The sequence below is a fragment of the Bradyrhizobium shewense genome (genome assembly GCF_900094605.1).
GTDB classification, from domain to species: domain Bacteria; phylum Pseudomonadota; class Alphaproteobacteria; order Rhizobiales; family Xanthobacteraceae; genus Bradyrhizobium; species Bradyrhizobium shewense.
On sequence record NZ_FMAI01000030.1, the window covers coordinates 18,135 to 30,342 of the forward strand.

Consider the following 12,208-nt stretch of genomic DNA (forward strand, 5'->3'; position numbering starts at 1 on the left):
GGATTTGGAGGGCGGGTCGCGCGAGCGATCCGCCTTCTTCTTTTTGTGAGACCCGCGCGTTTTCCGGCCGAAATCAGCCATTTTCCGCCCGCGCGCTTTGAACCTGACCGGCTTGCGGAACTACTCACATCTTGTCCGGGGCGCATCCCCAAGACGTCCCGCACCAGCCCTCCCCGTCATTGCCGGGAGGCACATCACATCATTCATTTGAGGAGCTGATCATGCGTCGTATTTCCGTGCTGTGCGCTGCCGCCGGTCTTGCCGTCACCGCCTTCGTCGCGGCGAGCCCAGCGGAAGCCAGCTATCACCTGATCCGCTGGCAGGACACGGGCCTGTGCCAGATCTGGGACGAGAGCATCCCGACCACGCCGTGGCCGGCCGGCTATCATCGCGCCAGCGCAACCGTGCCGACGTTCATCGACGCCCTCGCGGTGAAGGATGCCGCGCTGAAGAACGGTCAGTGCACCTGGTAAGATTTCGATCGGCGGACGAAGAGCGGGCAAGGACGCGGGCATGCGTCCTTGCCCGTTTCCTTTTCGAGATGTCGTAGGGTGGGCAAAGCGACTTGACTGCCGTAGTTCGAAGAGCGAAGGCGGAAGCGCGCCCACCAATTCCATTCGTGACGAAAGATGGTGGGCACGGCGCTTTGCGCCTTTGCCCACCCTACGGGATATCGCGACGTGCGCAAAAGCCGAGGCGTTCTCACGCGTCCTTGTGCGCGCCGGGATGGATCAGGACGTCGCGCGCGGCGGCGAGGTCGATGAAGGCTTGCGTGCTGCCGCCGTGGTCGGGATGCATGCCCTTGGCGGCGCGGCGATAGGCCTGGTTGATGTCCTCGCAGGTGAGCTGCACCGCGAGCGGCAGGCCGAGCATCTTGCGGGCGCGATCCTCGCTGGACAGCTGTTTCGGCGTGGCGTTGCGACGGCCGAAGCGCGGCGCGGTCAGATCATGAACGACTTCGAGAACGACGCCGATGCGGCGCTGCGCCGCCAGCGTGACGCCGTGATCGTCATTGTCGACCGCCTGGCGCAGCACCGGAAGCGCCTGCTCGGCGGCCTGGCGCAGCGTGGCATCGACGCTCATCCGCGCGATCTCGGCCACGAGCCGGCCCGCCTCGGCCCAATCGGCCGATTGCGCCGACCGCAGGCGTTCGAGGGCGAGTTTCCAGGAGTCGAGCCGTTCCATCATGCGCGCAACGTTTAGCAATGAAGATCAGTATGCCAAGGCTGCCGTTTCCGACCCCTTAATTTCGAGTTAGCGTTTCGTGAAACTTCGAAACGAAATCGGGAGGAAAATGTCATGGCATTGCTCGCAAACCACATCGCCGTCATCACCGGCGCCGGCTCCGGTATCGGCCGGGCCATCGCGGCGGGCTACGCCCGTGAGGGCGCGCAAGTGGTGCTGCTCGACGTCAATGCCGACACGGTCGCGGAGGCCGCCCAGGAGATCCGCAAAGCGGGCGGCAAGGCCGAGAGTTTTGCGCTCGACGTGACCCGGCGCGAGGACTGTTTTGCGCTCGCCAAGCAGGTCGCGGGCGAGGTCGGGCAGGTCTCGATCCTCGTCAACAATGCCGGCATTACTCGCCGCAACGCCTTCACCGCGGAGACCGAGACGGTGGCGAAGGACTGGAACGATATCATCTCGCTCAACCTCAACGGCGTCTTTAACATGACGCAGGCCTTCCTCGCACCCTTGCGCGCGAGCAAAGGCCGCATCGTCAATATCGGCTCGATCCAGTCCTTCGTGCATCTGCGCACGCCGAGCTCGGCGGCCTACACGACCTCGAAACACGGCGTGCTCGGCTTCACCAAGGCGCTCGCGGTCGAGCTCGGCAAGGAAGGCGTGCGCGTCAACGCGATCGGGCCGGGCTTCATCGAGACCAACATCAACGCCAATGTGCGCGCGACCAATCCGGCGTTGGTGCAGGCCTTCGTCGAACACACGCCGCTGGCGCGCACCGGCAAGCCCGAGGATATCGTCGGGCCCGCGATCTTCCTCGCGTCGGATCTGTCGGCCTATGTCACGGGAACGATCGTGATGGTGGACGGCGGCTACCGGACGGTGTGAGGCGCGACTCACTATCCCCGCGCACAGGATCATCGTCCGCCTTGTAGGCAATTGCGCCACTGGACCGGACGATGACACCGCGTGTGTGGAAGAGATAGTCCCGCATCACGATGCATCTGGCGCCAATCGCGGCGGCTTAGCGGCATTCCTGAGGTCAATTGGTGCGATCGTCCGCGATTAACTTTTCATTAACCAAACCCGCCCACCGTACATCTACGGCTTGGGGGTCGTTGGTTCTCGATCCGCTTCCAAAGATGGCAGCGGGCGTTGATCGGGAGGTGTGTTGATGACCACTGTTCATGTCGCTGCGTCCGAGTCGGGCGCGCAATTCCTTGCCCCTAACCAGATCGTTCCGCTTCTGATCGGCGCAACCGTCGACGAGGTCGAGCGCGAGCTCGTGCTTCAGACGCTTGCGCGCTGCGACGGCAACCGCACCCGCGCATCGCGCGTGCTCGGCCTGTCGGTGCGTACGCTGCGCAACAAGATCAGGATCTACGCGGCGTCCGGCATCGACGTGCCCGCCTATCAGGATTAGGCGTCCGAGGACGCGCCGCTGAATCAATCCGCCGATGATGACCGCAAGCGCGATCATCACGACCGAGGCTGTCAGCGCCGCGTGCGGCCGATTGATGTTGATCAAGCGTGGTGAGCTGTCCCGGCGGAATTGCTGCTGTCGTCAAACGCCGCTAAGTAGCTTGCTTCCGGTCAAGGGAGCAGCGGCGTGGCAGACGAACAGAAACGGCAGGGATCTCAAGGGCCGCGCGGACGGCAGGGTGAACCGGGACGGCCGGGACCGCAGGGTCATCCCGGCCGGCGCGGTCCCGACGGCGCGCGCGGCAAGCCGGGTCCGCAAGGCAAGCCGGGGCCGATCGGAAAGGCGGGACCTCAGGGCAAGCCCGGTCCGCAAGGCAAGCAGGGCGAGGCTGGCCCACGTGGAGCCGCCGGCGCGCAGGGATCTGCCGGACCGCAGGGGCCGGCGGGGCCGCAAGGCCAGCGCGGCGAGGCTGGGCCGGCAGGTCAATTGCCCTCGATCGAACAGGTGCTGCCGTGGCTCGATCAGCTGTTCGACGCCTGGGACGAGCGCCGCCGCCAGCGCGAGCGCGACGCCGCCGAGCGCGAAGCGCTGGAGGCCGCCGTGCAGGAGCCCGATGAGGCCATCGTCGACGACGAGAGCGACGACGGCGAAGGCGACGAGCACAAGAAGAAGAAAAAGAAGAAGCGCCGGGATTAGCGATGCCGGTGCCCCGGACCCAGCGCGGCATGCAATGCTGCGCTGCTGAGCCGGGGCCCATATCGCCGGGAGCTGCGCTGACGATGACTGGGTCCCGGCTCTGCGGAGCGGCACTTCGCGCCGCACCGCATCGGGACCCGAGCCAAATCAAGACGCGCCGGAAGCGTCATCCTTGCGCGGCAGCACGCCCATGCGCTCGAACTGCCAGCGCATGGCGCGATACCAGAGATAGCCGACCCCTGCGCCGCACAGGGCCAGGATGATCACGTTGGCGCTCGAGAACGAGCCGCTCCACCACATCATCCACGCGGTCCATAGCAGCGTGAAGACGATGGCACCTGCTTTCAGCGGAAGAAGGGGGCGGCTCATGATCCTGCTCCGGGCTGTCAAAATCCCGGCGGACATCATTGCAGGAGGAGACGCCCCCGTACCGTGAGCCAGATCACGGAACGAATTAGCCGAGCCCTCTAATGCGCGATGAGATTAGGATGAATCGTCATCGCGCTTTAGTTTGTTGTTTGAGCATGATCTTTTCGGAAGACCGCTGCACACTTTTCCGGATCATGCTCTAACCGAAGCGCAGCCGCGATCGCTCCCTGGCCCTTTCCGCCTCGACCTCGCGGTCCCGCGCCGGCGCATGGGTATGCAGCGAGGTCAGGAGATTTCGCGCAGCCTCCGAGACCTCGGCCACTGCGCGGTCGAACGCCGCCTCGTTGGCCTGCGACGGCTTGTTGAAGCCGGACAGTTTTCGCACGAACTGGAGCGCGCTGGCGTAGATCTCATCCTCTGTCGCCGGCGGCTCGAAGTTGAACAGCGTCTTGATGTTGCGGCACATGCGGGGGCCTCTTCCGGATGTTTCCTTGAAGACGATCAGCGGAGCCGAAATCCTACATCCTTCCGTGCATTTCTGCTAAGTTCCACCGCAACGCGGCCGCCGACCATGAGCCGCAATGGGGAGAGAAACATGAAGGCTTCCTGCGCCGCGCTGTCGGCTGTCCTGCTGTCCTTTTCAATGCCGGTCCTGGCCGCCGATTATCCGGCACCCAAGCAGGGCGACTGGATCGCCAGGGACTTCAAGTTCCACACCGGTGAGACCATGCCGGAGCTGAAGCTACACTACACCACAATCGGCGAGCCCTCGGGCCAACCGGTGCTGGTGCTGCACGGCACGGGCGGCTCGGGCACAAGCATGCTGTCACCCGCCTTCGCCGGGGAGCTGTTCGGCGCGGGGCAACCGCTCGACGCCTCCAAATATTACATCATCCTTCCCGACGGCATTGGTCATGGCAAATCGTCGAAGCCCTCCGACGAGATGAAGACGAGCTTCCCGAAATACGATTACGACGACATGGTCGAGGCGCAGCATCGCCTGGTGACGGAGGGCCTCGGCGTCAAGCATTTGCGGCTCGTCATCGGCAATTCGATGGGCGGCATGCACACCTGGCTGTGGGGCGAGAAATATCCGAACGCGATGGACGCGCTGATCCCGATGGCCTCGCAGCCGACCGAGATGGCGTCGCGCAACTGGATGCTGCGGCGGATCATGCTCGACACCATCCGCAACGACCCGGACTACAATGGCGGCAATTACGCCAGCCAGCCGCGCATGATGAAATATGCCATCACCGCCTACGGCATCGCCAGCATCGGCGGCACCCTGGCCTACCAATCGCAGGCGCCGACCGCAGCCAAGGCCGACAAGATCGTCGACGACCGGTTGGCGACGCCGATCACGGCGGATGCCAACGACTTCGTCTACCAGTGGGAGTCCTCGCACGACTATAATGCCGGCGAGAAGCTGGAAGCCATCGAAGCATCGCTGCTGCTGATCAATTCCGCCGACGACGAGCGCAACCCGCCCGAGACCGGCATCACGGACGCGGCCATGAAGCGGGTCAAAAACGGCCGCCTCTATCTGATCCCGGCGAGCGCCGAGACGCGCGGCCACGGCACCACCGGCAATGCGAAATTCTACAGCGAACAGGTGCGGCAATTGCTGGAGAGCACGCCGCAACAAACGATCGGATCGGCGCGCCGCTGATTTTGCAGCGCATCATGTGCGGCAATTCGGAGCCGCATATTATTTGGGCATGCAATGCGCTGACAGCTCGGGCTTAATCGCGTCACCGATGGAATCGACGCGAGCAAGACTCGCGCGCGAATAGCGGGACGCGACGAGGAGGGATCGCATGCACAGGCTCGCACTGTGCGTTTGGCTGGTCGCGATGACGGCGCTGACCAGCGCCGTACTCGCATTCGACAACGGGCAATATGACCACATCCCGCCCGATATCCGCGCCTGGTTCAAGAGCGTGATCGCGCCGAACGGCGTGCCCTGCTGCGACGTCTCGGACGGCCATCGCACCGACTACGATGTGCGCAGCGGTGCTTATTGGGTGCCGATCGAAGGACAATGGATGGAGGTGCCCGAGCGCGCCATCATCCGCGACCGGGGCAATCCGGTCGGCCAGGCCGTGGTGTGGTACGTTCGCCACCGCGGCGCCATCATCATCAGCTGCTTCGTGCCGGCGGATGCCGTGTAAAACGTCTTTATCGATTCCATTGGCTGGAGGCGGCCCGATCGGGTAGCTTGCCGCCAAGCTGAAGCGGAGGCCGCCGTTGACCGATCTTTGCGCCGAAGACCTCACCACCATCTATGCCAAGCCGAGCCCGCGCGTGATCGCCAAAGCGCGTCCCGCGATCGATGCGCATGCGAAGAAGTTCATCGAGATGTCGCCGTTCTGCGTACTCGCGACGTCGGGCGCGGACGGCAGCGTCGATGCCTCGCCACGCGGCGGCGGCACCGGCTTCGTCCACGTCGCCGGTCCCAACCAATTGCTGATGCCTGACCGTTCCGGCAACAACCGGATCGACAGTTTTCGCAACGTCGTCGAAGGCTCGGGCTTCGTGCATCTGTTGTTCTTCGTGCCCGGCATCGACGAGACGCTACGCGTCGGCGGACGCGGCACGCTGTCGGCCGATCCGGATCTGCTCGCCGCGATGGTGGAATTCGGCAAGCCGCCGCGCGCGGTGCTGAACGTCGCCGTCAGCGAAGTCTATTTCCATTGCGGCAAAGCGCTGATGCGCTCGAAGCTGTGGTCGCCGGAGAAAGTGCAGCGCTCGGTGATGCCCAGCATCGTCACGGTCATTCACGACCAGACCGGCCTCGGCGAACCGGCGAGCCAGGAGACCGTGGAAGAGATCTACAAGACGCAGTTGTAGGCGTAGCTGTCGCGACGATCACAGTGTCGTCCCGGACAAGCGAAGCGCAGATCCGGGATCCATAGCCACAGGGAGTGGTTTGACGAAGACTCGTGGTTACAAGTTGCGCGCTACGACCACCTTCTGTGGTTATGGGTCCCGGCGTTCGCCGGGACGACATCGAAGCAAGCGCCTGGTGGCCGGAGCTTAATGCCCCTCACCCTCGAGCCCACCGACGTGCTTCTGAGTGTAGAGCTCGAGGCCGATGCGGCCGATCAGGTCGAGCTGGGTTTCGAGGAAGTCGATGTGGTGCTCCTCGTCGCTCATCAGCTTCTCGAACAGGTCACGCGTGACGTAGTCCTTGACGCCGTGGCAGTAGGTCGCCGCTTCCTGGTAGAGCGCACGCGCGCTCATCTCGGCAGCGAGGTCGCACTCGATGATCTCCTTGACGTTCTGGCCGATGCGCAAGGGATCGAGCACCTGCATGTTCGGAAAGCCGTCGAAGAACAGGATGCGCGCGGTGAGCTTGTCGGCGTGCTCCATCTCCTCGATGGACTCCTTGCGCCAGACCTTGGCCATGTCGAGGAGGCCCCAATTGTCGAGGAAGCGATAGTGCAGCCAGTACTGGTTGATCGCAGTCAGTTCGTGACGCAGTGCCTTGTTGAGATAGTCGATGACTTTTGCGTCGCCCTGCATGGTTCACTCCAGCTCTTGCAGTCCAAATCGGCCCAAAACCGAATTTAGAATGCTTCTAAGTCAGTTTACGAATGAGGGCAACTGGCTACGGCGGCGCAGCCGGGGGAAAAGCTCAGCCGAGCTGGCGAGGGCTTTCAGCAGGCCGCGAGGGCAAACTGGGCGGGCTCGGCCGCCTCGTCATTGGCAGCCACAGTGTGGTTGTGCGGGCAGCCGGCACAGCAGGACTGGGCGCAGGGGCCAAGGGCTTCGTCGATGATGGTCTTGATCGTCCGGGCGCAGCGGCCGCATTCGGCGCTACAGCCGAGGCATCCATAGACCTGCTTGGCATGGCGCACGGCGTCATCGGACTCGGCGACGGCGGCGCGGATGTCGTCATCGCTCAGCACGTTACAGGAACAAACGATCATGGAAGCGGCAGGCCCTTCGGTGATGCGTCATCATCGATATTTAACGGGCCCGCCGGATGCAAAAGGAAAAAGCGGTATTTCAAGCTATTCCAAACTGGCCCAAAAGCAGCCTAGAACGGTCCTAAATTTCAGCGTCGCGCTGGATCAAGATTGGAGCGGATCTAATCGCCGCCACCGCCTCCCCCACCGTCGCCGCCGCCTCCGCAATCGCCGCCACTGCTGCCGCTATCGCTGCTGGAACAGCTGCCGCCGTCGGTCGAGCTGCTCGAGCTGTCGCTGGAAAACCAGCTTCCCAGCGAGAAGCCGCCGTTGCTGCCCGAATAGGTGTCCCCGCTGCTGCTGCCGTCGCCACCCGCCCCGGCGCGGGAGCGCCGCTGGCCGCGGTTCTGGAGATGGGTGATCCAGCCGTAACCGATCGCGGACACGACCCCGGCAGCAATCAGCGCATTGATCATCGCGTTGCCCATCATCGCCTCCATGGCCGAGCCTGCGGTCCATATCAATTGGTCGCCCGCCACCAAGGTGCCGTTCATTGATCATTCAAACGAAGTATGGAACTCTGCTCCCAAAGGGTTCCCGCGTGTTCGTACGAAAGGTCAAGCCGATGAAGAAGTTGCTCCTGACGGTCGCCGCCGTCGCCTCCTTGGCCGTTGCGGCCGGAACCCCGGCCCATGCACAGCGCGGCGTCGCGGCGGGCGTAGCGGCCGGCATCATCGGCGGCGCCATTGTCGGCGGCGCGCTGGCCTCTCCGTATTATTACGGACCCGGCCCCGGCTATTACGAACCCGGCTATTACCCGCCCCGTTACTATGCGCCGGGTCCGGGCTATGTCTCTGACGACTATTACGGCGGCGGCTGCGTCTGGCAGAAGCAGCGCTTCTGGGACGGCTATGCCTGGCGCGCCCGCCGCGTCAGAGTCTGCGGCTGAAGCGACTCGAACCGGTCCATCGCGACCGCTTCGGCTGACCGCTTCGCTACGGATGCGCCGTTCATCTCGGGGCCTGAAAAAGACCGCTTTTTCTCGTCACAGCTCCGTGCGCGTTTACCGTGGGTTGACCAATTGCGCGCTTCCTAGCTGCACGGCCAATTCCATCAGCGTGTGCGTGAACCTTTGAAACCCGGGCGCCTCTAACAAGAGGAACCCATCTCCCAGGAGAGCCAAGAGCATGAAGAAGACTTTAGTTGCCGCCCTCACGGTTGCGACGGTCGCCGGTTCGCTGGTGACTGCCACTCCGTCCGCGAAGGCGCATGACGGCATCGGCGCTGGGCTCGCTGCCGGCCTGATCGGCGGCGCGATCGTCGGCGGCGCCATTGCGTCGAGCCGCCCCGCCTATGGCGGCCCCGTTTACGTCGCCGAGCCCGGCCCGCCGCCCCCGCCCTGCTACTGGCAGCGTCAGCGTTATTGGGACGGTTACGGCTGGGTCGTTCGCCCGGTTCGAGTCTGCTACTGATCTGATCGCACCGGCGCTCGTGAGCGCCGCGATCGAAGCCCGGCCGAGACCATCGGCCGGGCTTTTTCTTTGGTCGCGCGCTATCGCGCCGCCTGGATCGAGCGCAGCACCTCTTCGCTCGGCCAGCAATCGACCTTGAGGCTTGCCGACTTCTGATAGGCACCGAGCGCGGCGCGCGTCTGCATGCCGGCCTTGCCGTCGATCTTGTCCTTGTAGAGCCCGGCGCGCGTAAGCCCACGCTGCATGGTCTCGACATCTTTGGTGCGCATTTGCTTCGAGGCCGCCCATGGCGTTGCGAACGGAAGCGGGCTCGTCATGCGGTCGCCGAGATGACCGACGAACAGCACATAGAGATCGGAGAAATTGTATTCCTTGATGACGAAGTAGTTCTTCGTGGTCAGGAATGACGGGCCATAGATGCCTTCCGGCTGGAGCAGCGAGGCCGGCTGCGCCTGTTCAGTGGCACTCAGCTTCTGCCCGCGCACCGGCACGAAACCTTCACGCAGCCACTGGCTGATCGGCTTCGTCACCTCGGGCACGCCGGTGGTGCAATCGACCTTCGACGGCGCCTGCACCTCGTAGGCCCAGCGCACGCCGCTCTGCCAACCCTTGTTGACGAGCTGCTGCGCGGCGGACGCCAGCGCATCCGGCACCGAATGCCAGATGTCGATGCGGCCGTCGCCGTCGAAATCGACGCCATGCTTGTAATATTCGGACGGCAGGAACTGCGTCAGCCCGGTGGCGCCGGCCCAGGACGAGCGCATGTCCTTGCGCGTCACCACGCCATCGCCGAGGATCTTCAGCGCAAGGATGAACTCGGTGCGGTATTGATCCTTGCGTCGCCCGACATAGGCCTGCGTCGCCAGCACGCGGACGAGATCGTAAGGCAGCGTGTAGCGGCCGTAATCGGTCTCGCGGCCCCAGATAGCGAGCATCACGGTTGCCGGCACGCCGGACTTCTTCTCGATCTCGCTCAGCGAAGCGCGATATTTCTGCAGCAGCCGCTGCCCCTCGCCCGCAAGCCGCGCGATCGAGGCTTCCTTGACGTAATCGGCCGGCACCTGCACGAACTCGGCCTGCGACGGCGCACCTAGCGCGGGCCGTCCCGGCAGGATGAGATCAGGCAGCTTGTAGTCGGGCTCGAGCCCGCGCGTCTGCTCGTCGAACGTCTTGCGCGAGACGCCTTCTGCCTGCGCCTCCGGCCACAGCGATGCGATGAACTGCGTGAAGGCGGCATCGGCGGCGCGGGCGGACGACCAGCCGCAGGTGACAACGATCACCGCAGCAATGAGCGCCCGCCGCATCATGCCGGGATCACCGCGTCAGCTTCTTGTACTTCACGCGGTGCGGAATGATGCTGTCCTGGCCGAGCCGGCGCATCTTGTCCTTCTCGTAGTCCTGGAAGTTGCCTTCGAACCATTCGACGTGGCTGTCGCCCTCGAAGGCCAGCATGTGGGTCGCGATGCGGTCGAGGAACCAGCGATCATGGCTGATGATGACGGCGCAGCCGGCAAAATCCTCCAGCGCCTCTTCGAGCGCGCGCAGCGTGTCGACGTCGAGGTCGTTGGTCGGCTCGTCGAGCAGCAGGACGTTGGCGCCGGACTTCAGCATCTTGGCGAGATGCACGCGGTTGCGCTCACCGCCGGAGAGCGCACCGACCTTCTTCTGCTGGTCGGCGCCCTTGAAGTTGAAGGCCGAGCAATAGCCGCGCGAGTTCACTTCCTTCTTGCCGAGCAGGATCAGCTCGTTGCCGCCGGAGATCTCCTCCCACACGTTCTTGTTGCCGTCGAGCGCGTCGCGCGACTGGTCGACATAACCGAGATGCACGGTCTCGCCGACCGTGATGGTGCCCTTGTCCGGCGTGTCCTGCTTGGTGATCATCTTGAACAGCGTGGTCTTGCCGGCGCCGTTGGCGCCGATCACGCCCACGATGCCGCCGGGCGGCAGCTTGAAGGTGAGATCGTCGATCAGCAGGCGATCGCCAAAGCCTTTGCTGAGGCCCTCGAAGTCGACCACGTTGGCGCCGAGCCGCTCGGCAACCGGAATGATGATCTGCGCGGTCTGGGTCTGCTTCTCGCTCGCCTGCTTGAGCAAGTCTTCGTAGCGCTGGTAGCGCGCCTTGGACTTGGCCTGGCGCGCCTTCGGCGACGAGGCGACCCATTCCTGCTCGCGGGCAAGCGTCTTCTGGTGCGCGGCGTCCTCGCGTCCCTCCTGCTCCAGCCGCTTCTGCTTCTGCACCAGCCAGGACGAGTAGTTGCCCTCGTAGGGAATGCCCTTGCCGCGATCGAGCTCGAGGATCCAGCTCGTGACGTTGTCGAGGAAGTAGCGATCGTGGGTGACGATCAGGATGGCGCCGGGATAGTTGCGCAGATGGCCTTCCAGCCACGACACCGATTCGGCATCGAGATGGTTGGTCGGCTCGTCCAGCAGCAACAGCTCGGGCTGGTCGAGCAGCAGCTTGCACAGCGCGACGCGGCGGCGCTCACCGCCCGAGAGCTTGGTGACGTCGGCATCGTCGGGCGGGCAGCGCAGCGCGTCCATGGCCTGGTCGACCTTGCTGTCGAGATCCCAGAGGCCCTGGGCCTCGATCTCGTCCTGCAGCTTGGTCATCTCGTCGGCGGTCTCCTCGGAGTAGTTCATCGCCAGCTCATTGTAGCGATCGAGGATGGCCTTCTGCTTGGCGACGCCCAACATGACGTTCTCGCGCGCGCTGAGTGCGGGATCGAGATGCGGTTCCTGCTCGAGATAGCCGACGCGGGCGCCCTGCGCGACCCAAGCCTCGCCGTTATACTCCTTGTCGAGGCCAGCCATGATCTTGAGCAGCGTCGACTTGCCCGAGCCGTTGACGCCGAGCACGCCGATCTTGGCGTCCGGGTAGAACGACAGATGGATGTTATCGAGCACCTTCCGGGTCGGGTAGCTCTTGGTCAGGCCCTGCATGAAATAGATGAACTGGCGCGCCATCGGTCCCGAAAACCTTCGATTTGAGGAAATTTGCTTAGCCTGCGATGTAGCGATCCCGCCCCCAAAGGGCAATGTTTTCCGTCCGTTCACCACGGATGAATACGGGACGGACACCATCCGGTCACCGATCCGGACAATTGAAACCATCTTTTAATAAATCAGGCCGAAAGCTCGGTTTCGCGCGGAAACAG

The 12,208-nt window shown here is 64.0% G+C and carries 17 protein-coding genes; 9 read left to right on the forward strand and 8 right to left on the reverse strand.

Annotated features, from left to right (window positions below):
- Window positions 1–221 precede the first annotated feature (221 nt).
- Window positions 222–473 (forward strand): hypothetical protein, encoded by a 252-nt coding sequence (locus GA0061098_RS36005; RefSeq protein ID WP_038947729.1) that lies wholly within the window; start codon window positions 222–224, stop codon window positions 471–473.
- A gap of 229 nt (window positions 474–702) precedes the next feature.
- Here the strand turns inward: GA0061098_RS36005 and GA0061098_RS36010 are convergent, their stop codons facing one another.
- The gene (locus GA0061098_RS36010; RefSeq protein ID WP_091966130.1) at window positions 703–1,188 is read right to left on the reverse strand and encodes a molecular chaperone DnaJ; all 486 of its coding nucleotides are present in this window, start codon (window positions 1,186–1,188) and stop codon (window positions 703–705) included.
- Between the two features lie 111 nt (window positions 1,189–1,299).
- On the opposite strand from GA0061098_RS36010, the gene GA0061098_RS36015 reads away from it, so the two are divergent.
- The 3 genes from GA0061098_RS36015 (at window position 1,300) to GA0061098_RS36025 (ending at window position 3,298) form a co-directional block, all read left to right on the forward strand.
- On the forward strand, window positions 1,300–2,067 hold the full coding sequence (locus GA0061098_RS36015; RefSeq protein WP_091966131.1) for an SDR family NAD(P)-dependent oxidoreductase: 768 nt from the start codon (window positions 1,300–1,302) through the stop codon (window positions 2,065–2,067).
- 286 nt (window positions 2,068–2,353) lie between these two features.
- Window positions 2,354–2,602 carry a helix-turn-helix domain-containing protein gene (locus GA0061098_RS36020; protein WP_028145592.1) on the forward strand — a complete coding sequence of 83 codons (249 nt, stop codon included), beginning with the start codon at window positions 2,354–2,356 and terminating at the stop codon, window positions 2,600–2,602.
- A 186-nt stretch (window positions 2,603–2,788) separates the two neighbouring features.
- Window positions 2,789–3,298: a collagen-like domain-containing protein gene (locus tag GA0061098_RS36025; protein WP_091966132.1), complete on the forward strand. Its 510-nt coding sequence runs from the start codon at window positions 2,789–2,791 to the stop codon at window positions 3,296–3,298.
- Between the two features lie 147 nt (window positions 3,299–3,445).
- Here the strand turns inward: GA0061098_RS36025 and GA0061098_RS36030 are convergent, their stop codons facing one another.
- Both GA0061098_RS36030 and GA0061098_RS36035 read right to left on the reverse strand, forming a co-directional pair.
- A complete protein-coding gene (locus GA0061098_RS36030; RefSeq protein ID WP_091966133.1) occupies window positions 3,446–3,667 on the reverse strand; it encodes a hypothetical protein in 222 nt (73 codons plus the stop codon).
- A gap of 199 nt (window positions 3,668–3,866) precedes the next feature.
- A complete protein-coding gene (locus GA0061098_RS36035; protein ID WP_091966134.1) occupies window positions 3,867–4,133 on the reverse strand; it encodes a DUF2277 domain-containing protein in 267 nt (88 codons plus the stop codon).
- A 129-nt stretch (window positions 4,134–4,262) separates the two neighbouring features.
- On the opposite strand from GA0061098_RS36035, the gene GA0061098_RS36040 reads away from it, so the two are divergent.
- The 3 genes from GA0061098_RS36040 (at window position 4,263) to GA0061098_RS36050 (ending at window position 6,520) form a co-directional block, all read left to right on the forward strand.
- Window positions 4,263–5,339: an alpha/beta fold hydrolase gene (locus tag GA0061098_RS36040; RefSeq protein ID WP_091966191.1), complete on the forward strand. Its 1,077-nt coding sequence runs from the start codon at window positions 4,263–4,265 to the stop codon at window positions 5,337–5,339.
- Between the two features lie 148 nt (window positions 5,340–5,487).
- The gene (locus GA0061098_RS36045; protein ID WP_091966135.1) at window positions 5,488–5,841 is read left to right on the forward strand and encodes a hypothetical protein; all 354 of its coding nucleotides are present in this window, start codon (window positions 5,488–5,490) and stop codon (window positions 5,839–5,841) included.
- A gap of 76 nt (window positions 5,842–5,917) precedes the next feature.
- A complete protein-coding gene (locus GA0061098_RS36050) occupies window positions 5,918–6,520 on the forward strand; it encodes an MSMEG_1061 family FMN-dependent PPOX-type flavoprotein (protein ID WP_091966136.1) in 603 nt (200 codons plus the stop codon).
- Between the two features lie 186 nt (window positions 6,521–6,706).
- Here the strand turns inward: GA0061098_RS36050 and bfr are convergent, their stop codons facing one another.
- The 3 genes from bfr to GA0061098_RS36065 all read right to left on the reverse strand — a co-directional run bounded on the left by bfr (window position 6,707) and on the right by GA0061098_RS36065 (window position 8,072).
- On the reverse strand, window positions 6,707–7,195 hold the full coding sequence (gene bfr, locus GA0061098_RS36055) for a bacterioferritin (RefSeq protein ID WP_011089420.1): 489 nt from the start codon (window positions 7,193–7,195) through the stop codon (window positions 6,707–6,709).
- 134 nt (window positions 7,196–7,329) lie between these two features.
- A complete protein-coding gene (locus GA0061098_RS36060) occupies window positions 7,330–7,602 on the reverse strand; it encodes a (2Fe-2S)-binding protein (protein WP_018318601.1) in 273 nt (90 codons plus the stop codon).
- A 161-nt stretch (window positions 7,603–7,763) separates the two neighbouring features.
- Window positions 7,764–8,072 carry a hypothetical protein gene (locus GA0061098_RS36065; RefSeq protein ID WP_091966192.1) on the reverse strand — a complete coding sequence of 103 codons (309 nt, stop codon included), beginning with the start codon at window positions 8,070–8,072 and terminating at the stop codon, window positions 7,764–7,766.
- Window positions 8,073–8,206: 134 nt separating this feature from the next.
- Between GA0061098_RS36065 and GA0061098_RS36070 the strand changes: the two genes are divergently transcribed.
- Together GA0061098_RS36070 and GA0061098_RS36075 are read left to right on the forward strand one after the other, a co-directional pair.
- Window positions 8,207–8,530, forward strand: coding sequence for a hypothetical protein (locus tag GA0061098_RS36070; RefSeq protein WP_091966193.1), 324 nt, complete (start codon window positions 8,207–8,209; stop codon window positions 8,528–8,530).
- A gap of 238 nt (window positions 8,531–8,768) precedes the next feature.
- Window positions 8,769–9,053, forward strand: coding sequence for a hypothetical protein (locus GA0061098_RS36075; protein WP_091966137.1), 285 nt, complete (start codon window positions 8,769–8,771; stop codon window positions 9,051–9,053).
- Window positions 9,054–9,133: 80 nt separating this feature from the next.
- On the opposite strand, the gene GA0061098_RS36080 is transcribed toward GA0061098_RS36075, so the two are convergent.
- Together GA0061098_RS36080 and ettA are read right to left on the reverse strand one after the other, a co-directional pair.
- A complete protein-coding gene (locus tag GA0061098_RS36080) occupies window positions 9,134–10,360 on the reverse strand; it encodes a lytic murein transglycosylase (protein WP_091966138.1) in 1,227 nt (408 codons plus the stop codon).
- 7 nt (window positions 10,361–10,367) lie between these two features.
- Window positions 10,368–12,017, reverse strand: a complete 1,650-nt coding sequence (ettA, locus tag GA0061098_RS36085) for an energy-dependent translational throttle protein EttA (RefSeq protein ID WP_091966139.1) — start codon at window positions 12,015–12,017, stop codon at window positions 10,368–10,370.
- Window positions 12,018–12,208: the final 191 nt, after the last annotated feature.

Bases quoted from the DNA above. Each gene is read 5' to 3' on its own strand.
- GA0061098_RS36005 (WP_038947729.1), top strand. From the start codon at position 222: ATGCGTCGTATTTCCGTGCTGTGCGCTGCCGCCGGTCTTGCCGTCACC.
- GA0061098_RS36010 (WP_091966130.1), bottom strand. From the start codon at position 1,188: ATGATGGAACGGCTCGACTCCTGGAAACTCGCCCTCGAACGCCTGCGG.
- GA0061098_RS36015 (WP_091966131.1), top strand. From the start codon at position 1,300: ATGGCATTGCTCGCAAACCACATCGCCGTCATCACCGGCGCCGGCTCC.
- GA0061098_RS36020 (WP_028145592.1), top strand. From the start codon at position 2,354: ATGACCACTGTTCATGTCGCTGCGTCCGAGTCGGGCGCGCAATTCCTT.
- GA0061098_RS36030 (WP_091966133.1), bottom strand. From the start codon at position 3,667: ATGAGCCGCCCCCTTCTTCCGCTGAAAGCAGGTGCCATCGTCTTCACG.
- GA0061098_RS36035 (WP_091966134.1), bottom strand. From the start codon at position 4,133: ATGTGCCGCAACATCAAGACGCTGTTCAACTTCGAGCCGCCGGCGACA.
- GA0061098_RS36040 (WP_091966191.1), top strand. From the start codon at position 4,263: ATGAAGGCTTCCTGCGCCGCGCTGTCGGCTGTCCTGCTGTCCTTTTCA.
- GA0061098_RS36045 (WP_091966135.1), top strand. From the start codon at position 5,488: ATGCACAGGCTCGCACTGTGCGTTTGGCTGGTCGCGATGACGGCGCTG.
- bfr (WP_011089420.1), bottom strand. From the start codon at position 7,195: ATGCAGGGCGACGCAAAAGTCATCGACTATCTCAACAAGGCACTGCGT.
- GA0061098_RS36060 (WP_018318601.1), bottom strand. From the start codon at position 7,602: ATGATCGTTTGTTCCTGTAACGTGCTGAGCGATGACGACATCCGCGCC.
- GA0061098_RS36065 (WP_091966192.1), bottom strand. From the start codon at position 8,072: ATGATGGGCAACGCGATGATCAATGCGCTGATTGCTGCCGGGGTCGTG.
- GA0061098_RS36070 (WP_091966193.1), top strand. From the start codon at position 8,207: ATGAAGAAGTTGCTCCTGACGGTCGCCGCCGTCGCCTCCTTGGCCGTT.
- GA0061098_RS36075 (WP_091966137.1), top strand. From the start codon at position 8,769: ATGAAGAAGACTTTAGTTGCCGCCCTCACGGTTGCGACGGTCGCCGGT.
- GA0061098_RS36080 (WP_091966138.1), bottom strand. From the start codon at position 10,360: ATGATGCGGCGGGCGCTCATTGCTGCGGTGATCGTTGTCACCTGCGGC.
- ettA (WP_091966139.1), bottom strand. From the start codon at position 12,017: ATGGCGCGCCAGTTCATCTATTTCATGCAGGGCCTGACCAAGAGCTAC.